This is a genomic window from Phyllobacterium sp. (genome assembly GCF_037994405.1).
GTDB lineage: Bacteria > Pseudomonadota > Alphaproteobacteria > Rhizobiales > Rhizobiaceae > Phyllobacterium.
Genome location: NZ_JBBNAN010000037.1, coordinates 1 through 19,844 on the forward strand (window position 1 = coordinate 1; position 19,844 = coordinate 19,844).

At 56.9% G+C, this 19,844-nt stretch carries 20 protein-coding genes and 1 pseudogene; 5 read left to right on the forward strand and 16 right to left on the reverse strand.

What is annotated here, in order from left to right:
* Together AAAC48_RS02410 and AAAC48_RS02415 are read left to right on the forward strand one after the other, a co-directional pair.
* Window positions 1–260, forward strand: a pseudogene (locus AAAC48_RS02410) (ABC transporter permease); the annotation flags it as partial.
* A gap of 125 nt (window positions 261–385) precedes the next feature.
* Window positions 386–1,282 (forward strand): NAD(P)-dependent oxidoreductase, encoded by an 897-nt coding sequence (locus AAAC48_RS02415; protein WP_340652640.1) that lies wholly within the window; start codon window positions 386–388, stop codon window positions 1,280–1,282.
* A gap of 43 nt (window positions 1,283–1,325) precedes the next feature.
* On the opposite strand, the gene AAAC48_RS02420 is transcribed toward AAAC48_RS02415, so the two are convergent.
* Genes AAAC48_RS02420 through AAAC48_RS02445 form a run of 6 tightly spaced genes read right to left on the reverse strand, consistent with a single transcriptional unit; the run spans window position 1,326 to window position 7,522 of the window.
* Entirely contained in the window at window positions 1,326–2,918 is a 1,593-nt protein-coding gene (locus tag AAAC48_RS02420; RefSeq protein ID WP_340652641.1) for a GMC family oxidoreductase N-terminal domain-containing protein, read from the reverse strand.
* A 2-nt stretch (window positions 2,919–2,920) separates the two neighbouring features.
* Window positions 2,921–3,850 (reverse strand): branched-chain amino acid ABC transporter permease, encoded by a 930-nt coding sequence (locus AAAC48_RS02425; protein ID WP_340652658.1) that lies wholly within the window; start codon window positions 3,848–3,850, stop codon window positions 2,921–2,923.
* A gap of 52 nt (window positions 3,851–3,902) precedes the next feature.
* Window positions 3,903–4,790: a branched-chain amino acid ABC transporter permease gene (locus tag AAAC48_RS02430; protein ID WP_340652642.1), complete on the reverse strand. Its 888-nt coding sequence runs from the start codon at window positions 4,788–4,790 to the stop codon at window positions 3,903–3,905.
* Between the two features lie 4 nt (window positions 4,791–4,794).
* Complete coding sequence (locus AAAC48_RS02435) at window positions 4,795–5,499, reverse strand: ABC transporter ATP-binding protein (RefSeq protein ID WP_340652643.1); 705 nt, start codon at window positions 5,497–5,499, stop codon at window positions 4,795–4,797.
* The gene (locus AAAC48_RS02440) at window positions 5,492–6,313 is read right to left on the reverse strand and encodes an ABC transporter ATP-binding protein (protein ID WP_340652644.1); all 822 of its coding nucleotides are present in this window, start codon (window positions 6,311–6,313) and stop codon (window positions 5,492–5,494) included. The genes AAAC48_RS02435 and AAAC48_RS02440 overlap by 8 nt, the downstream gene beginning before the upstream one ends.
* A 3-nt stretch (window positions 6,314–6,316) precedes the next feature.
* The gene (locus AAAC48_RS02445) at window positions 6,317–7,522 is read right to left on the reverse strand and encodes an ABC transporter substrate-binding protein (protein WP_340652645.1); all 1,206 of its coding nucleotides are present in this window, start codon (window positions 7,520–7,522) and stop codon (window positions 6,317–6,319) included.
* A 309-nt stretch (window positions 7,523–7,831) separates the two neighbouring features.
* Here AAAC48_RS02445 and AAAC48_RS02450 point away from each other — a divergent pair, with 309 nt between their 5' ends.
* Window positions 7,832–8,743 carry a LysR family transcriptional regulator gene (locus tag AAAC48_RS02450; RefSeq protein WP_340652646.1) on the forward strand — a complete coding sequence of 304 codons (912 nt, stop codon included), beginning with the start codon at window positions 7,832–7,834 and terminating at the stop codon, window positions 8,741–8,743.
* On the opposite strand, the gene AAAC48_RS02455 is transcribed toward AAAC48_RS02450, so the two are convergent.
* The 10 genes from AAAC48_RS02455 to speB form a co-directional block, all read right to left on the reverse strand.
* A complete protein-coding gene (locus tag AAAC48_RS02455) occupies window positions 8,744–9,856 on the reverse strand; it encodes an FAD-binding oxidoreductase (protein WP_340652647.1) in 1,113 nt (370 codons plus the stop codon). It lies immediately after the preceding gene.
* On the reverse strand, window positions 9,853–10,632 hold the full coding sequence (locus AAAC48_RS02460; RefSeq protein WP_340652648.1) for a carbon-nitrogen hydrolase family protein: 780 nt from the start codon (window positions 10,630–10,632) through the stop codon (window positions 9,853–9,855). Before AAAC48_RS02460 ends, AAAC48_RS02455 begins: the two co-directional genes overlap by 4 nt.
* Complete coding sequence (locus AAAC48_RS02465) at window positions 10,629–11,429, reverse strand: ABC transporter permease (RefSeq protein ID WP_340652649.1); 801 nt, start codon at window positions 11,427–11,429, stop codon at window positions 10,629–10,631. The genes AAAC48_RS02460 and AAAC48_RS02465 overlap by 4 nt, the downstream gene beginning before the upstream one ends.
* Window positions 11,426–12,280, reverse strand: coding sequence for an ABC transporter permease (locus AAAC48_RS02470; RefSeq protein WP_340652650.1), 855 nt, complete (start codon window positions 12,278–12,280; stop codon window positions 11,426–11,428). The genes AAAC48_RS02465 and AAAC48_RS02470 overlap by 4 nt, the downstream gene beginning before the upstream one ends.
* On the reverse strand, window positions 12,277–13,314 hold the full coding sequence (locus AAAC48_RS02475; protein ID WP_340652651.1) for an ABC transporter ATP-binding protein: 1,038 nt from the start codon (window positions 13,312–13,314) through the stop codon (window positions 12,277–12,279). Before AAAC48_RS02475 ends, AAAC48_RS02470 begins: the two co-directional genes overlap by 4 nt.
* A gap of 74 nt (window positions 13,315–13,388) precedes the next feature.
* On the reverse strand, window positions 13,389–14,468 hold the full coding sequence (locus AAAC48_RS02480) for an ABC transporter substrate-binding protein (RefSeq protein ID WP_340652659.1): 1,080 nt from the start codon (window positions 14,466–14,468) through the stop codon (window positions 13,389–13,391).
* Between the two features lie 81 nt (window positions 14,469–14,549).
* Complete coding sequence (locus AAAC48_RS02485; RefSeq protein WP_340652652.1) at window positions 14,550–15,200, reverse strand: amino acid ABC transporter permease; 651 nt, start codon at window positions 15,198–15,200, stop codon at window positions 14,550–14,552.
* Entirely contained in the window at window positions 15,197–15,865 is a 669-nt protein-coding gene (locus AAAC48_RS02490) for an amino acid ABC transporter permease (RefSeq protein WP_340652653.1), read from the reverse strand. Before AAAC48_RS02490 ends, AAAC48_RS02485 begins: the two co-directional genes overlap by 4 nt.
* Before the next feature lie 3 nt (window positions 15,866–15,868).
* Window positions 15,869–16,678 carry a transporter substrate-binding domain-containing protein gene (locus tag AAAC48_RS02495; protein ID WP_340652654.1) on the reverse strand — a complete coding sequence of 270 codons (810 nt, stop codon included), beginning with the start codon at window positions 16,676–16,678 and terminating at the stop codon, window positions 15,869–15,871.
* Between the two features lie 99 nt (window positions 16,679–16,777).
* Window positions 16,778–17,839, reverse strand: coding sequence for an agmatinase (gene speB, locus AAAC48_RS02500; protein WP_340652655.1), 1,062 nt, complete (start codon window positions 17,837–17,839; stop codon window positions 16,778–16,780).
* A gap of 213 nt (window positions 17,840–18,052) precedes the next feature.
* On the opposite strand from speB, the gene gcvA reads away from it, so the two are divergent.
* Together gcvA and AAAC48_RS02510 are read left to right on the forward strand one after the other, a co-directional pair.
* On the forward strand, window positions 18,053–19,099 hold the full coding sequence (gcvA, locus tag AAAC48_RS02505) for a transcriptional regulator GcvA (RefSeq protein ID WP_340652656.1): 1,047 nt from the start codon (window positions 18,053–18,055) through the stop codon (window positions 19,097–19,099).
* A 9-nt stretch (window positions 19,100–19,108) separates the two neighbouring features.
* A partial coding sequence (locus AAAC48_RS02510; RefSeq protein WP_340652657.1) for an aminotransferase class I/II-fold pyridoxal phosphate-dependent enzyme occupies window positions 19,109–19,844 on the forward strand: 736 nt, incomplete at its 3' end.

Genomic DNA, 19,844 nt, shown 5'->3' on the forward strand with positions numbered 1-19,844 from the left:
GGCTTGGCGCGATCACAACCAATATCGGCACTGGACTTGAACTGCAGGTGATCGCCGCCGCCGTCATTGGCGGAGCTGCCTTGGCTGGCGGTGTCGGGACAGCGCTAGGCGCACTCGTCGGGGCAGCTTTGATCGAAGTTATTCGCAATAGCCTTGGTCTGCTCGGGATAAATGCGTTCTGGCAGGGCTGCTTCATCGGCGGCGCCATCTTGCTGGCGGTTCTGTTCGACCGACTGCGTAAGTTCCGTCAAAGCGAGTGAGAGCATCACGATTGCGCTAATTCGCTGAGATCACCGGACAAAGGTGGAGCATATCAGTGGCAGAACGTTCGGGTTTGGTCTTGAACGCAGATGTCGGAATGTTGATTTTTCAAGGAGACACTGAAATGAAAAAGCGGGTCGTATTCACCGGCGGCGCTGGCAAGGCAGGGCGTCACGTCGTCCCCTATCTCGTGGGTAAAGGCTACGATGTCCTGAACGTCGATCTCGTTCCACTCGATCAACCTGGTGTCAATACGCTGATCGCCGATATCGCCGATAGTGGCGAGATGTTCAACGCCCTGTCCAGCCACTTCGGCTTTGAAGGCTTCGAGACTGGGACAGGGCCAGCTCCAATTGACGCTGTCGTGCATTTTGCAGCGGTGCCACGTGTGCTAATCAAGCCCGACAACGAGACGTTTCGCGTCAATGCGATGGGCACGTACAATGTCATTGAAGCTGCCGTTAAGCTCGGGATCAGGAAGGTCATCATAGCCTCGAGCGAGACTACCTATGGCGTCTGCTTTGCCGAGGGCGACAAGGATTTTCATCATTTTCCACTTGAGGAAGACTATGATGTCGATCCGATGGATAGTTACGGCCTGTCCAAGTTGGTGAATGAAAAGACCGCGCGCGCTTTCGCCATGCGCACCGGCGCCGATATCTATGCACTGCGCATTGGCAACGTCATCGAACCGCATGAATATGATCGCTTTCCCGCCTTCCTCGCCGATCCGATGTCGCGCAAGCGCAATGCCTGGAGTTATATCGACGCTCGTGACCTTGGCCAGATCGTGGATCTGGCGATCCGCAAGGACGGGCTCGGCTTTCAGGTCTTCAACGCGGTCAACGATACGATCACAGCGACGATTCCCACGCGGGAGTTTCTGGCGAAGTATTGCACTGGTGTCCCAATCCGGCGCGAGCTTGGTGAATTCGAGGCGCCCCTGTCTAACCGCAAGGCGCGGGAAATTCTCGGTTTCCAGGAGGAGCACGATTGGCGAAAATACGTGTCATTGAAATAAACGTGCGGCAATCGGGAACGATTGCGCACAGTTCGTGGCGACGTTATCCCTTCGCGACCATTTCTGCAGCTTTCTCAGCGATCATGATCGTCGGCGAATTGGTGTTACCTGAGGTGATCGATGGCATGATTGAGGCATCGGCCACGCGCAGGCCCTGAATACCGCGTACGCGCAATTGCGGATCCACGACAGATTCCGGATCGGCACCCATCCGGCACGTGCCTACGGGATGGAAGATCGTCGTACCGATCGCACCGGCGGCTTCTATGAGCTCTTCTTCCGTCTGGTAACCTGAACCCGGCTTGAACTCTTCGGGGCTGAACCGCTGCATCGGTCCTTGGGCGACAATGTTACGGGTGATGCGGATTGAATCAGCCGCCACGTGGCGATCGCCTGCCGTGGTCAGATAGTTGGGCTTGATCGCCGGCTGTGAGCGGTGATCTGGCGATTTGACATGCACGGTGCCACGGCTCTCGGGACGCAGGTTGCAAACGCTTGCCGTGAATGCCGGGAAGGCATGGACATTCTCGCCGAACTTTTCGAGCGACAGCGGCTGCACATGATATTGCAGGTTGGCAGTTGCGAACGACGGATCGGAACGGGTGAATACGCCGAGCTGACTTGGCGCCATCGACATGGGGCCGGACTGGTTGAGAAGATATTCCAATGCGATCGAGGCTTTGCCGAGAAGCCGGTTCGCCTTTTCATTGAGGGTTGGAATGCCGGTGACCTTGTACGCGCAACGTAGCTGCAGATGGTCCTGCAAGTTTTCGCCGACGCTGCGCCGCTCGAGAATTGGTTCAATACCTGCCGCCTGCAAGACATCACCACGGCCGATGCCCGACAGTTCGAGAATATGCGGCGAGCCAATGGCGCCTGCCGCGAGTATGACCTCGCGCCGGCATTGGATCGAACGGATGGAGCTCGCCTGCTCGAACTCTACGCCCTTCACCGTCAATCCATCGAAGATAAGTTTGCGCACGTGCGCACCGGTTTCGACAGTCAGGTTGGGTCGCTTGCGGGCAGGGCGCAGAAAAGCTTTCGCGGTGCTCCAGCGAATGCCGCGCTTCTGGTTCACCTTGAAATAGGATGAGCCCTCATTGTCGCCGCGGTTGAAATCATCAGTGCGCGGTATGCCGGCAGCTTCGGCAGCGTCACGAAATGCATCGAGAATGTCCCAGTGCAGTCGTGCTTCCTCGACACGCCATTCGCCGCCCGAACCGTGGAAATCGTCGGCGCCGAGATAATAGTCTTCCGATTTTTTGAAATAGGGCAGGACATCGTCCCAGCCCCATCCTGTGCAACCATCCTGACGCCACAGATCATAGTCACGTGCCTGACCGCGCATATAGATCATGCCATTGATCGATGAGCATCCACCCAGCACCCTGCCACGCGGATATTCCAGTGTGCGGCCGTTCAGCCCGGCCTCGGCCTCGGTGGAAAAGCACCAGTCAGTCCGTGGGTTGGAGATACAATAGAGATAGCCGACCGGGATGTGAATCCAGGGATAATTATCCTTGCCGCCGGCCTCGATCAAAAGAACGGAGACGTCCCTGTTTTCGGAAAGGCGGTTGGCGAGCGTGCAGCCCGCCGTGCCCGCTCCGACGATTATGTAGTCGTAAGCGGATGACATTGTCAGTTGTCCGGTTTGCTTTCGAGCATCTTGCCCATGCGCGAGGCATAGAGCTCGCCAATTATGCCGCGACGAAACACCAGGACGCAAACCATGAAGATGATGCCGGTAATGACGGTAACCGGGAACTCAGACGTAGCGAGATAATTTTCCAGCGCAGCAACGAGTGCGGCTCCGAAGATTGGGCCGACGAGGGTCCCGATACCGCCGAGCAGTGTCATCAACACCACTTCGCCGGACATTTGCCAGCTGACGTCGGTCAGCGTGGCGAACTGGAAGACTATTGCCTTCAACCCACCCGCCAGACCGGTCAGCGCTGCAGACATGACGAAAGCGGCGAGCTTATAACGTGCAACCGAGTAGCCAAGCGATATAGCACGGTTCTCATTCTCGCGGACTGATTTGAGGATCATGCCGAAAGGCGAATTGATGATCCGCCAGATGATGAAAATCCCGATCAGGAATACTGTAAGCACGAAAAAATACATGTTCAGCGGTTGGTTTAGGTCGATGAAGCCAAAGAGATAGCCTCGTGGCACCCCCTGGATTCCGTCTTCGCCATGGGTGAATCCGGCCTGCAGGCAGAAGAAGAAAAACATCTGTGCCAGGGCGAGCGTGATCATCGTCGAGTAGATGCCCTGACGGCGGATAGCAAAAAAGCCGATGATCAGCCCAAGGATCGTTGCGCCAGCCACACCAGCAAGAATGCCCAGCTCTGGCGAGAACCCCCATTCCTTGACCGCATGAGCCGTGAAATAAGCGGCGCCGCCAAAGAATGCCGCATGGCCGAAGGAAAGAATACCAGTATAGCCGAGGAGAAGGTTGAAGGCGCAGGCAAAGAGGGCAAAGCACAAAACCTTCATCAGGAAGACCGGGTAGAAGTGGAATGGCGCGAGGACCAGCAGGACAATGCCGATGAGGATCAGCGCCATCTCAAGGGTGAGGAACCGGCCCTTCGAAGTGGAGATGGTGGTGTCGGTCATATCATGCCTCCTTCCCGAACAGGCCTGCGGGACGCACGAGAAGCACGATCGCCATTATGACGAAGATGACGATGTTCGAAGCCTCCGGATAAAACACCTTGGTCAATCCTTCGAAAATTCCCAGCATATAGCCAGTAACAATGGCGCCAAGAATCGATCCCATGCCACCGACAACAACAACCGCAAACACAACGATGATCATGTTCGAGCCCATAAGCGGGCTGACCTGGTAGATCGGTGCCGCCATGATCCCTGCGAGGCCGGCGAGACCGGCGCCAAGACCATAAGTGAAGGTAAGGAGCAGGGGCACGTTGATACCAAAGGCCCGCACGAGCGTGGGGTTTTCGGTCGCGGCGCGCAAGTAGGAACCGAGGCGGGTTTTCTCAATCAGTAGCCATGTTCCGAGGCAGATGATGAGCGAGGCGAGGACCACCCATGCGCGGTATTTCGGCAGGAACATGAAGCCGAGATTATAACCGCCAGTCAATGCACTAGGCACCGCGTAGGGCTGTCCGGCCGCACCGTAATAATAGCGGAATGTACCTTCGATCACGAGTGCGAGCCCGAACGTGAACAGCAGGCCATAGAGATGGTCTAGGTTATAAAGGCGCGATAGCGCGACGCGTTCGATAAAGGCACCCGCGAGACCAACGATCAAAGGAGCGAGGATGAGCGCCGGCCAGTAACCAATGCCGAACTCTGCCAGCAACAGATAGCCGGCGAAAGCACCCAGCATATATTGGGCGCCGTGTGCGAAATTGATGACGCGAAGCAGGCCGAAAATAATCGCCAAGCCAAGGCTGAGCATTGCGTAGAACGAGCCATTGATCAGGCCGATGAGCAGCTGTCCGAGAAACGCCTGGAGTGGAACGCCAAAGATCATGATCATATCATCAGACCCCCAAGGCTTCGTTGAGCATGGTCATGCGGTCCGGCAGCTCCCTGACATGGAAATTGTCGATGATCTTGCCGTGATCGACCAAATAGAAGCGATCGGCGACCTTGCTGGCAAAACGGAAATTCTGTTCGACAAGCAGAATGGTCATGCCTCGCTGTTTCAGTGTCACCAGCACTTCGCCGATGCGCTGAACAATTACGGGGGCAAGGCCTTCTGTCGGCTCGTCGAGAAGCAACAGCTTGACGCCAGTGCGCAGGATGCGGGCAATCGCCAGCATCTGCTGTTCACCGCCGGAAAGCTTCGTGCCTGGACTGTTGCGCCGCTCCTTGAGGTTGGGAAACAGCTCATAGATTTCGGCAATCGACATGCCACCCTTCGCGACGATTGGCGGTAGATTGAGGTTCTCATCAACCGACAGGGTAGCGAAGATGCCGCGTTCTTCAGGCACGAAGCCAATACCGGCATGGGCAGTGCGGTGCAGCGGCACGTGCATCATGTCCTTGCCATTGAAATTTATGGTGCCCGTGCGCTTGCGGATGATCCCCATTATGGAGCGCAGCGTTGTCGTTTTGCCGACGCCATTGCGGCCGAGCAGTGTCACCGTCTCGCCTTGATGAATATCAAGATTGATACCATGCAGCGCATGACCTTCGCCATACCAGGCATGAAGATCGCGGACAGAAAGGAGCGTGTCACTCATGTTCAGTCCCCATATAGGCCACACGCACGCGCTCATCCTGGCTGACGGTGCGATAGTCGCCAGAGGTCAGGATTTCGCCGCGCTGGAGCACCGTCACCTTGTCACACAGATCAGCGACGACTTTCAGATTGTGCTCGACCATCAGGATGGCCCGGTCTCTCGCGACCTCGCGAATGATGTCGGAAACGATATGCACATCCTCGTGACCCATGCCAGCCATTGGTTCATCGAGCAGTAGCACCTTTGGATCGAGCGCCAAGGTGGTAGCGATTTCAAGCACGCGCTTGCGACCATAGGAAAGGTCCGCAGCTTGATTGTTGCGTGCATCCTGCAGCCCGACGGCTTCGATCAGTTCCATTGCCCGTTCATTGAGCCGGTTCAGCGAACGCGTGGGTAGCCAGAATTGCGTCGATAGCCCACCGGGGCGCTGCAGGGCAACGCGGACATTGTCGAGCACGGTCAGGTGCGGAAACACGGCGGAAATCTGGAAGGAGCGGACCAGACCCATGCGGGCCACCTTGGCCGGGTCGGTCTTCGTGATGTCATGATCAAGCAGTGTGATTGTTCCGCTTGACGGCTGCAGAAACTTGGTCAGGAGGTTGAAGACCGTGGTCTTGCCGGCACCGTTCGGACCAATCAGGGCATGCACTTTGGCATGGTGCACATCGATATCAACATTGTTGACGGCAATGAAGCCGCCAAAATCGCGGCGCAGACCACGGGCGGACAGAACCACTCGCGATCCTTGATCGTCAGCAGCACCGGGGAAGGCTCGTCCTCCCCCGAAACTCGTATCATTTAGCGAAACGGTCATACGCTATTGCACCAGCGGGCAGCCGCTTTCGGCTGGCTTCATATAGGCTTCATCGCCCGGTACGGTCGCAAGTACCTTGTAGTAATCCCATGGTACCTCGCTCTCATCCGGTTTCTTGACTTCCATCAGGTAGACGTCGCTGATCAAGCGGCCGTTGGGACCGACCTTGGCGCCGCGCCCGAAGACATCGTCGACAGGCATCTCATGCATTGCCGCAGCAACCTTTTCGGTATCATCAGTGCCAACTTTCTGAATGGCTTTTAGATATTGCGTCACGCCGGAATAGGTGGCTGCCTGGATCATGTTCGGCATACGGCCAGTGCGCTTGAAGAATTTCTGGCCGAACTCGCGCGATTGATCGTCGCGATCCCAGTAGAAGCTTTCGGTGAGGGTCAGCCCCTGCGCCGCTTGAAGACCGAGACCATGCACTTCCGAGAGAGTGAAGAGCAGGGCAGCAAGGCGTTGACCGCCGGAGACGATGCCGAATTCCGCGGCCTGCTTGATGGCATTGGCTGTATCCAAGCCGGCGTTGGCGAGGCCGATTACCTTGGCGCCGGACGACTGAGCCTGCAGCAGGAATGAAGAATAATCCGCTGTTGCCAGCGGATGGCGGACGGAACCAACCACTTTACCGCCCTTAGAGGTCACGAATTTGCTGGTCTGCTCCTCAAGTGAGTAACCGAACGCGTAATCCGCAGTTAGGAAGAACCAGCTGTCGCCGCCTTGCGCAACCAGCGCGCCGCCGGTGCCGACAGCGAGGGCATGGGTGTCATAGGCCCAATGGAAGCCGTAAGGCGAACATTGCTTGCCAGTCAATTCCGTGGTGGCGGCACCAGTTACCAGGTCGATCTTCTTCTTTTCCTTGGAGATGCCCTGGACGGCGAGCGCCACCGATGAAGTGGTCAGTTCCATGATGGAGTCGACTTGTTCTGTGTCGTACCATTGGCGAGCAATATTGGCGGCGATGTCCGCCTTGTTCTGATGGTCGGCGGAGATAACTTCGATAGGTGCATCCAGTACCTTGCCGCCGAAATCCTCGGCAGCCATTTTGGCCGCCTCATAGGACCACTTACCCCCAAAATCCGCATAAACGCCCGACTGATCGTTCAAAATGCCGATCTTGACCTTGCCGTCGGAAATTTCCGCGCTTGCGGCAGGAATGACCGTCGCCGCCATCAGGGCCGCGGTTGCAATTGCTAATAGTCGCATTCGTATCTCCTCCCAAAGAATTACCGCTCACAGGATCATCATATGATGAACTGTCGCGGACAGAACGGCTCAATTGAAAATGCCCGAAAACAGCCACGCGGATCCCGTCCACGCTCCCTCGGTTCGATTACCTCCTCAATCCAGCCACTTGCGTTTTTCAGGCCAGACAAAATTTAACCCATGATTGCCTTGTTTCTTCCGACCGGCAACCACGATGTTGAAAAAACTGTAACATTGACAAATAGGTACACAAACATCTATTTTTGCACACAATAAGTACAAAAATGTACAGACACACGGCGAGGAGTGATGCGTCAGTTTACCTGGGACGATCTGCAGTATTTTCTCGCTGTTGCCCGTGCGGGCCAATTGACCACTGCAGCACGAAGGCTACGTACCAACCACGTGACTGTTTCAAGGCGCATCGACCGGCTGGAGGAGGCCTTGTCAGCGCGTTTGTTCGAGCGCAACCCGCGTGGATATATTCTGACCGCGCTCGGCGAGAAGCTGATAGAGACTGCCGAGATCATGGAGCGCGAGGCCGATCGCTTCCAGAATGAAGCATCCGGGGGGACGATTTCGCTGAGCGGCGTGGTCCGCCTCAGTATCTTGGAAGGCTTTGCCAATTTTTTCCTGGCTGACCGCCTGCCAATGATGGCGCAGTCCTACCCCGGCCTTTCCATCGAAATGGTGACGATTCAGCAGATTGTGTCGCTGTCGCGGCGCGAAGCGGATCTGTCGATCACCCTGCATGCCACGCGTACGGGCCCCTATTATCAGGAAAAGCTGATGCCCTACCGCCTGTTCATTTATGGATCACAGGATTATCTCTCCCGCCACTCAGCGATCAGGCAGCAGTCCGACCTCTCCAGCCACCGTTTCATCGGCTATATCGAGGACATGATCTTTACACCCGGCCTCGATTATATGCGTGAGATTTTACCGGGCCTTCGTGCGTCCTATCAGAGCTCCAGTATTTTCGCCCAGCTGAGCGCGACGCGATCGGGCTTTGGCCTGTGCATCCTGCCCTATTTCATAGCCAGCAACTATCCTGAACTCGTGCCGGTCATGCCCAAGGAGCTCCACCTCAATCGCGATTACTGGCTGATCTGCCACGAAGATATTGTCAGTACGCCGCGCATCCGCGCCTTGAGCAATTTCATCAAGTCAGAACTGGAAAGCCAGACCGCAATCTTTGCCGGTCAGCCGCTTTTGGACTGATCAGGCAAAGCGAGCGGGCGAAAGCCTCGGAAGCAGCGCTTCAACCATGACATCAGGTGCTCGCTCGCTGATAAGGGCAGCAGCAAGCACTGAGAGGGCCGGAGAGGTCTGTATACCGTAGCCACCCTGTCCGGCGAGCCAGAAGAACCCGTCCACCTTGCTGTCGAATCCCACCACCGGCGTCCGGTCAGGTGCGAAGGTGCGCAAACCCGCCCAGCTGCTCTCGACACGAGTGACCGGTGTGGTAACTGCCTGCTCGTAGCGATACAGGCCTTCGGCAAGGATCATGTCATCGACGAAGGCATCGTGTGGCTCAACCGGCGTCTCATCGCAAGGCGAAACAAAGAGCCTCCCACCGTCCGGTTTCATATACCAGGTCTCGTTCACGTCGTCGACCAGCGGCCAACCTCTTGTGTCATGGGTTTCCGGAGCGGGCAGTACGGCGATGGACCTGCGCATGGGCGTGAGGCCGAGGGGCTTGGCATCGAAAAGCGCCGCAGTGCTGTCTGCCCATGCGCCGGAAGCATTGATCACGACCCTGGCGTGGAATAGTCGCTCCGCCGTCGCCACCTGCCATTCACCTGCCACTTGCTTGGCACTGAGGACTTCGGATTTGGTAAACAGCTTAACGCCGCGTGCCGTCGCTTTGCGCAGCCAGCCCTGATGCAACGCGTTGACGTCGATATCCCATGCGGCTGCCTGATAGCATGCTGCCTTGATATAATCGCGGTTGAGGATCGGAACCATGTCAATCGCGCGATCGATGTCGACCGCCGTTACACCGACGCCATCGCGGATAAATTCCTCGCAAGCCTCAACGCCGCTTTCATCCGCCACGGTCAGCGATCCACGCGGCGTCAGCAACGGCTCCGGGAAGAGGCTGATGTCACGTTGTTCGAACATCGGCGCGCTCGCGTGATTGAGCCCGCGAATGACGTCATTGCCGTAATTGGGAAGAAAGATAGCGGCGGAGCGTCCAGTCGAATGATAGCCAGGCTGGTGCTCGCGCTCGATCATCACGACCTGATGGGTATCTGCCAGCGCAGCGGCGACGCCAACACCGCCAATGCCGGCTCCGATAACGAGTACGTCTGTTTCGATTGTTTCGGTCATGCTGAACCCAAGTCTTTCAGATAGGAATTGTTGTCGCTAGATACGGTAAAGGCGGCAGGATCGATATCTGCGAAGATCAGCTGTTCAGCATCATCGTAGCAAGCACTCAACAAACTGCCATCCGGCGCGGCTACGCGTGAGTTCCCGGCAAACGTAAACCGTTCATCAGCGCCGGCGTGATTGACATAGGCGATGAAAATCTGGTTCTCGAAGGCCCGCACCTGAATCATGTGATTGGCGATGAAGGTGCCGGAAGGGCCAGCGGGGAGGGCGGTCGGCACGAGGACCATGTCAACGCCGCCAAGAGCCAGCCGGCGAACATTCTCTGGAAACTCCACATCGTAGCAAATAAGCATGCCGAGTTTCAGCCCGCCCATCTCGACAATGCAATTGGCGGGATTGGAGGGTTTGAACAGCGAGCGTTCGTAATTGCCGTAAAGATGCGACTTGCGGTAAATCGCAGGTCTATTATCGCCGTCTACAAACGCCGCGCTGTTATAAACGTCTGCTTCATCACGTTCCGCAAAACCAGCAATAATCACAATTCGGTTTGCGGATGAAATCGCCTGCAGTGCCCTGAGTTGGTCGCCATTCACAGGCTCTGCCAATGCTGTGATTGCTTCGCCAGCGCCATAGCCGGTGAGGCCAAGCTCTGGTGTGATCAGGAGATCAGCGCCACCTCTCGCCGCCTCGATAGCGGCGCCTTCGATGCGTGCGAGATTGGCTTGTACATCACCAGGAACTGATTGCATTTGCAGTGCTGCGATACGCATCATGAATCATCCGAAGCCATGGCGCCAAGCAGCTTGGGCAGATCGCCGAATTTCGCAACGAGCGAGAAGATCGTAGCGGCGGTGAAGACAAACAGGATCGTGACGGAAGCCATCGTTGGCGTATAACCATAGCGCAGTGCATTGAAAATCTTGATCGGCAGCGTCTCAAGTGTGAAGCCAACAGTCATATAGGCAACGATATATTCGTTGAGCGACAGAACGAAGGCGAAGGCATAGCCGGAAACCAGATAGGGCATGATCAACGGCAGGACAACTGTACGAAATATGGTGCGGTCATTGGCGCCCATGGTTGCGGCAGCTTCAACGAAGGAGCGGTCGATGGCAGAAAATCCGAGTGAAAGCGTAACAAGTGGCAGGGTCACGAAGAAGATTGCGTGGCCGATGACAGCGGTCCAGGGCTGACCATAGAAGCCGGTGGTTGCCCAGAATGTCAGAAGGCCGAGCGCAGTGATGACAGGCGGCAGTGTGAACGGGGCGATGCCGAGCACCTGGAAGATATTCGCCCAGGGTGCAATCCGCCGCCAGAGGAACCACGAGAGCGGCAAGGCAATCAGTACCGCCAAAGCAGCAGAGGTCGTTGCCAGAACGACTGACGCGATGAGCGCGGCACGCCATTCGGGATTGGTAAAGATCTCACCATACCAGCTGGGGGAAAAACCCTGTGGCGGAAAAGCCAGTGTCTGCTTGGCATTGACCGACACACCAGCCACGACAATCAGCGGCAAAGAGAGGAACAGCCCGATCACCAGGAAATAAAAGCGCTTGAGCCAGTGGATCATGCCTTTTCTCCTTTGCGTCCGATAAGCAATGTGAGCGCCACGAGCCCGAGGGTGACAAGCACGAGAAATACCGCCATCGCCGCCGCGAACGGCATATTTGACTGATAGATCGCTTGGTCGGTGATGAGTACCGAAAGCGTCCAGTGTTGCGGACGACCGAGAATTTGCGGCAAAAGATAGGAGCCGAGCGCGAAGATGAACACCATGATCAGTGTCGCCATGATCGTGTTTCGCAGGGCAGGCACCAGCACGTTGAAGAAGGCACGGATCGGCGAAGAGCCAAGCGTTCGTGCAGCTTCCATCAGGGTCGGATCGAGCCGTACGATAGCGGGATACAGAACGAGGATCGTGTAGGGCAGGGCCTGATAGACCATGCCGGTGAGCACCGCACCGAAACTCGGGAACAACGCGACAGCCTGATCGAGGACGCCGATCTTTACAAGTAGATTGCTGAGACCGGCCGTGCGCGAGAGAAGGGTTGACCAGGCAAAGCCGATGATAACTTCCGACAGCGAAAGCACGGAGAGCAGCGCCACAAGCCAGAACACCTGCAGGCGGCGGGTAAGTCTGGAAAGGAGATAGGTGAATGGCAGTGCCAGCACGACGCAGCAGATGGCGACTGTTACGGCAAGCATCAACGAGAAGCCAAGCACGCCGCCGAAGAAGGCGCTGAGAAAACGCTCGTAGTTGGAGAAGACGAAGGCCGGCGTGTAGAACCCGCCCTCCTGCCGCTGGAAAAAGCTGACGGCGATCATCGTGCCGAACGGCACGACAAAGAAAATGAGCAACATCCCTGCCGGGAAGAACAGCGGCCCATAGTCGGCAATGGATTGAGGGGGTTCGCGCTTCATTGCTTCAAGACCACACAAACATCAGGAGAGAGCGAGATACCTACTATCTGTCCGGCAACAACTTCGGGCCGCTCGCGCGGCGTCGAGACAGCAATAATCTCCTTGCCACCGGCCTCAACGAAGGTCTCGATCGTGCCGCCGAGATCGCGGACGAAGGTCACTGTTCCATCGATCGCGCCATTGCCCGGCGCAGTCAGATGCACGTCTTCGGGGCGCACGGATATCGTGGCTTTTTGCGTGCCCGCCGGGAGTGCAAGTCCCTGAACCCGGTGACCAAATATGGTCGCGGCGCCGGAGCTGTCCGCTTGTATCTCGATCAGGTTTGTAGAGCCGATGAAATCGGCAACGAAGGTATCGGCGGGTTTCCGGTAGATTTCGATCGGCGAGGCAGCCTGCCTGATGTGCCCGCCATTCATGACCACGACCGTATCGGCCATGGTCATAGCCTCACGCTGATCATGGGTGACCACAATAGTCGTGATGCCGAGCTTTTGCTGAAGCTGACGCAGTTCCACCTGCATGGCCTCGCGCAGCTTTGCGTCGAGGGCGGATAGCGGTTCGTCGAGCAAGAAGAGCCTGGGCGAAAGCGCAAGGGCTCGAGCAATGGCAACGCGCTGGCGCTGGCCACCCGACAGTTTCGACACGGGTCGGTCGCCATAACCGGGAAGGTGAATAAGGGCCAGCAGCTCGTCAACGCGTTTCTTTTGCTCTTCCCGGCTGGCGCCGCGAATGCGCAACGGATAGGCGATGTTTTCCCCGACACTCAAATGCGGAAACAGTGCCAGCGATTGAAACACCATGCCGAGATTGCGTTTATGCGTGGGGACGCCAGTGATGTCTGCGCCATCAAGAAGGATTGCGCCATTTGTCGGATCTTCAAGGCCGGCAATCATGCGCAGCAAGGTGGTCTTGCCGCAGCCCGACGGCCCAAGCAGGCACACGAAGGTGCCATGCGGTACCGAAAGGTGCACATTCTCGACTGCGGTGAATGTCCCGAATTGCTTGGTGACATTGTTTAAAACCAGTCCGGACATCGGTCCCTCATTTCTTCGATTATCGTCTGCACCACCTTTCCTCTGGTAGAGGAGGGTGGTGCATTATGGGAAACCTAGCCGACGATCAGTTCGGTCCATTTCTGGTTCAGCCAGTCTGCCTTGGTGGTGTAGAGATCGTAGCGCGGAATGATGGGCTCGATATCCGACGAGACCGCAGCAAATTCCTTTTCATTCAGATCGAGCAGTTCACGCTTGACCGTCGGCGACGTGCCGACCTTGCGCGACAGTGTCGCTTGAATTGCGGGCTGGCTCATGTAGTCGATGAAGACATGCGCTTCCTCAACCTTCTTCGATGCACGTGACAGGGCCCAGCAACCGGAGTCCTGAACGCCGCCTTCCTTCGGGAAGGTGGAGCGGACCGGGTGACCTTCCGCTGCGGCGAGGCCCGTTACGTCATGGTAGTATTGGCCCATCGGGATTTCGCCAGATTTCAGCGACTGTTCGAACTGTGCTTCATCGCGGTACCACAGGCGGACATTCGGCTTAACCTCGGCCAGCTTGTCGAAAGCCTTTAGCAAGCCCTCTTCTGTATCGAGGGCATTGGTGCCGCCAAAGAACGTCTTTGCTGTTATTTCCAGCAAGAAAGAGTTGGAAACGAGCGCGAGCAGGCCGAGCTTGTCGGCATTGGCCTTGTCCCAGAAGGCAGCCCATGATGTCGGGGCTTCCTTGTAGACGTCGGTGTTGGTGACGAGCGTGATATACCACGAAACGGCACCGATGCCTGCAACGCCCCCATCCGGATACTTGTTGACGAAACGGTCAATCAGGTTTTTCGCGTTCGGGATCTTCGCCATGTCGAGCGGGGTCCACAGCTTGGTCGTCTGGCCCTTCAGCATTGCCACCTGCGACATCATCGAAATATCTGCAGGCGCTGCGCCGGCTTTTGCGGCCTGTTCAAGCTGTACCAGCCAGGCTTCGCCGGTTGGCTCGGCTACGGATTCAACCGTAATGCCGGTCGCCTTGGTGAACTCCGGAAAGATGTTCTTGTCGAACGAATCCTTGAAGTAGCCGCCATAGACGCCGACCTTGAGAGATTTGTCCTGCGCTCGCAAAATATTGGGCATTGCCAGGACCGCGGAGGCCATGACGCCGGTGCCAAGCACGGCGCGGCGGCTGACGCTTTTTTTCAGAATATTGTCCATTCTCATATCTCCTTTTTGGCCAGTTTTCTGGCTGATTCCCACTTGTGTTTTTGTCTAGTTTCGGCCCGCTATTTAATGCTGCTTTGCGGTGCGAAGCTCCAATATCTTTGTATAGCGCGTCAGCGGGTAGCACAGAACAAAATAGATCAGTGCTACCAACCCGTAGACGGTAAAAGGTTCAAAAGTTGCGTTGTTGATTGCATTCGAGGTTCTCACCAGTTCCTCGAACCCGATGATGGAGGTCAGCGCTGTACTTTTGATCAGCTGTACCAAAAAGCCAACTGTCGGTGCACGGGTAATCGCGAAGGCTTGCGGCAGGATGATGAGCCGCAGTTGCGCAAAATAGTGCAGACCAAGGCTGCTCCCCGCGTCCCATTGGCCGTTTGGCAGTGACTGCACACCGCCCCGCCAGATTTCGGCGAGATAGGCGCTGGCGCACAGGGTCAGCCCCAAAACGGCGGCGGTCCAAGCCTCGATCCGGAAACCTAACAGTGGCAGACCGAAAAACAGCAGGAACAACTGCATCAGCAGCGGCGTACCTTGAAAGAGGCCGATATAATATTCTGCAGCGCGCCGCACCCAGCGCCGCTTGGATATGCGCAACAACAGGATTGCCACTCCAGCAATCGCGCCACCGGCAAAGGCAACTATGGACAGGAGGATCGTCCAGCGAGCCGCCAGCAGGAGGTTGCGCAATATGTCCCAGAAGGTGAACTCGATCATGCCAAGCCTCCGGCAATGGTACGCCGTCCGGCAGCAAACAGCAGACGGCGAAGGCCAATGCTCATCCCGAGATAGACCAGGGTCACGATGAAATAGGTTTCGAAGGCACGGAAGGTTCGGGCCTGCAGCATATCCGCCTCATAGGTGAGCTCGCGCACCGCGATCTGAGAGACGACAGCCGACTCGAGCATCATGATGACGATCTGGCTGGTAAGGGCGGGGAAAATGACTTTCAACGCCTGTGGCAGGATAATCTTGACGAATACGAGCCAGGGCTGAAGGCCCAAGGCTGCGGCAGCTTCTTTCTGGCCTTTCGGGACAGCGTCGAGACCAGCCCCAACAATCTCAGTGGTATAGGCGGCCATGTTCAGCGTCATTGCCAGCATTGCGGCCACGACCGGATCAAGCCGTATACCGAGCTTAGGCAGGCCGAAGAAGATGAAGAACAGCTGCACCAGAAAGGGTGTATTGCGTATGAGCTCGACATAGGTGGCAACCGCCTTTTGCAGAATCGGGTGGCGGCTGCGCCGGGCAGCCGCTCCGAAAATGCTGAGGATCGTGCCGATGACGGAGGTCACGGCGATCAGAAAGATCGTCATGGCTGCGCCACTGGCGATCATACCAACCGCGCCATTCAACCAGCCAAAGTCGAGCGCGTAGCCCACCGCTTAGTCCTTGAGGTTTTCAGGATTGAGCGGTGTCTTCAACCAGGCTTCCGAGCTCTTGTTCAGGCTTCCATCGGTCAGCATCTTGGCAACGGTATCGTTGATGGCCTGCTTGAGACGATCTTCTTTTTTATTGAGCGCGATGTGTGATGGTGATGTCAAAAGCTGGAATTTTTGTTCCGGAGCAAGGGCTTCCTGACGGGCGAGAACCTGAGCGCCGACATCGTTGCCGACGACCATGAGCTGGGTCTGACCTGAAATGAACGCCTGGATGACCGAGTTGTAGTTGTCGAAGCGCTTGACGTCGGCGGTGGCCGGAACGACCTCAGTCAGAGACGTGTCCTCGAGAGTACCTCGATTGACGGCGATGCTCTTGCCGGCAAGATCGTCCTTGCCCTTCACCTCGAGAGCCTTCGGTCCGATTACGGCAATGTAATATGGCGCGTAGGCGGCGGCGAAATCGATGACCTGCTCACGTTCCTTGCTGTAGCCAACACTCATCAGAAGGTCGACACGGTGTTCCGTAAGGTAGGGTATGCGGTTTTGTCCGGTCACGCTGACCGGATTGAGTTTGACCTTCAGCGTATCGGCGAGAGCCTGCGCCACATCCATATCATAGCCTTTCAGCGACATGTCGGCGCTGGCTGAAGAAAAGGGCGGGAAATCAGAGAAAACGCCGACATTGAGGACGCCGGCCTTGGTAATATCATCGATGGCATCGGCATGGGCCGCATTTGTTGCAATGCCAATGCTCGCGCCGCTGAGTAGCAGCAAGGCGGCAAAGGATGATCGCAGTGTCTTGTAGATTGTCATTTTATTCCCCTTCATTGTTATTATGTGATCGATGAGGACAATCCGGCCATTACGCCATTCGGTTCCTCATCGTCCGTTGGCTTGGTAATCTCATGGGCGTCAGCGCTTGCCTTGAACAAATGGGCTGAACACCATCAGGCTGAGGATTTCGAAGAGCACCTGTGCTCCAGCATGGGCCGTGTTCGTTGTCGCATCATATTGCGGCGCAACTTCCACCACATCGCCGCCAACGAGATTGATACCCTTGAGACCGCGAAGGAGTTCAAGCACTTCGCGCGTCGTCAGGCCGCCGACTTCCGGCGTACCGGTGCCAGGAGCAAAACTTGGATCGAGACTGTCTACGTCAAAGGAAAGGTACGTTGGTCCGTCACCGATGATCGCCCGTGCTTTTTCGATGATGGCTGGAATGCCAAGACCGGTTACTTCTTCCGCATGGATGACGGTCATGCCGGACTCGTATGAGAACTCCCACAAATATTCCGCCGAGCCTCGAATGCCGATCTGGATGGTGCGGCTCGGGTCGAGTACGCCGTCAAGAACCGCGTTGCGGAAGGGGCCGCCATGGTGGAACTTCGTCTGGTCGAAAGCGCCGCCTGTATCGCAATGTGCGTCGATATGGATCATACCGACCGGCCGCTTCTTGCCAACGGCTTTGAGGATCGGATGCGTGATCGAATGGTCGCCGCCAACGGAAAGCGGCACGACGCCCGCATCGACAATCTGATTGATGCGGCGCTCGATATCGTCGTGGCTCTGCTCAAGCCGATAGCGGCTTGCGAAGGGTACATCGCCGATATCGGCAACGCGCAGGTCGAACACAGGCGCACACTCAAGAATATGATTGTAAGGTCCGATGCGTTCGATGGTACGCAGCGCACGTGGACCGAAGCGTGAGCCTGTGCGGTTGGTAACGCCAAGGTCCATTGGCACGCCAACCATGGCGACCTGCAGATTGCCGAAATCCGGGCTGGCGGCATCGACCGGCATATGGGGCGCGGTCAGAAAGGTTGGAACGCCGGCATAGGGTGCGAGGCGCGTGCCGCTCTTGGAAAAAATCTTGTCTGCAACTTTGCGGAATGTCGGATCGAACAGCTCGCCCCCATGGCTTTCGCCATATTTGACACGCAGCTCGTTCAGCTTCTTTTCGTCCCATGATGCCATGACAGTATCCCATTGTCTTCGTGCGCGGGGCCGGTAGGAGCGGATTCGATGTGAAAGGTGGCGAGAAATCCGTCGCTCTCTGTTCCCCGGGCTTTTTGCCTCTTTGACGTATTATCGTTACAAAACGAATGGAAAAGCAATTGACATTGTTATAGCATATCTTGTGAAAAATTCTCACATGACTTTGCTTCGTTTGACCGCTAATGGAATCGCATGACGCTAGGCCGCTTGCCCCCTCTTAACCCCTTGCGCGCCTTCGAGGCGACGGCGCGGCATGGCTCCGTGACCGCGGCGGCACGTGAGCTGAATGTGACCCATGGCGCAATCAGCCACCAGATAAAGGCATTGGAGGCTATTCTTGATGTCCAGCTGTTCGAACGCGGTGCGCAGCGCCTGAAGCTGACGCCGCAAGGCGCCCTACTCCTGCCGACAGTTTCGAGGGCGTTCGAGGACATAGCAAGCACGACCGCGCTAATCAAACGCCCGACGACGAGTGGTGAACTGACCGTAACCTGCGTCCCGGCGCTGCTGTCGCTGTGGCTCATTCCGCGCATGAATCAATTCACCGAACAATATCCCGATATCAGGCTCACGTTGATTGCCTCGAACGACTCCGACAACCTGCGTTCGGCGGATGTCGATGTTTGCGTGCTCTATGGCCATGGCAACTGGACGGATTGCTGGATACGCCTGTGGACCACGCTGAAGCTCTTCCCGGTGGCCAGTCCTACACTGCTCAACATGCGACCGCTCCGGTCGGTGCGCGACCTGCGCAATCACGTGCTGCTGCATGGGGATGATGGCCGCGAGTGGAACACATGGCTGGCCGCTGCCGATGCTACCGAGCATGCACGTGGTGCGCAGCATTTCATGAGTGATGCGCGGCTCTCGACCGAGGCGGCACTTTATGGTCAAGGTGTTGCACTGGGAGATACCATTACCGCGAGCAACCTTATTGCCAAGGGGGAGTTGATCGTCCCCTTCGACCTGACGGTTCCGGCGAACAACGCCTTTTATGTCGCCTGTCGCAACGAGGTACGCAATGCGCCCATTGTGAAGGTTTTCATCGACTGGCTCTTTGCCTCGCTCGAGACCGACACGATCACTGAACCGCAAACGTCGGCGCGCCGGATCATCCGCCGCCGCAATGGCAAGGTCAGCGCGCCGGAACGTCTCGCCTCGCCGCCCATTGCTCCGACAACACGCCCGAAACGCCCAGACCGCTCGCAAAAGCGCCGGGTCAAGATTGATATCCGTTAGGACTTTACTATGACCGCTGCTTTGCTCAATTCGCTCGTCACCCGCTTGTCGCCGCCACCGATACCGGCGGTGCAAGCCTGGGGCAAATCCTATCGCGGCGGCCATGGCCCGCTGATCGACCTCTCACAGGCGGTGCCAGGCTATCCGCCGCATGCGGATCTGCTGCAATGGTTGGGCGAGGCGGCTTCGTCCCTTGCTTATACGAATTACGGACCGATCGAAGGGGAAACATCGTTGCGCGAAGCTTATGCGGCGCACGTGTCAGAACTTTATGACGCAAGGATCGGCGCCGGCAACATTCACGTCACATCTGGCTGCAACCAGGCTTTCATCTGCGCGGCCATGGCCGTTGCGGCGGCGGGCGACACGGTCCTGATGAGTGATCCGTTCTATTTCAACCACGAAACCACATTGTCGATGCTGGGCATTAAGACCGGTTTTGTCGCCTGCGATTCCGCCGATGGCTTCGTGCCGACGGTAGAGGCCGTCGAGCGTGCCCTGACACCTGACGTCCGTGCGCTGGCGCTTGTCACACCGAACAATCCGACCGGTGCTATCTATCCACCAAAACGGCTAAAAGCGATCTTCGACGTGTGCAGAAAAAACGGCATCTGGCTCATCCTCGATGAGACCTATCGCGATTTTCTGCCGGAGAATTTTGGTGCGCCACATGGTCTCTTGGGCGAGGAGGGCTGGCAGGACAATTTGATCCAGCTCTACAGTTTCTCCAAATCTTTCTGCATTC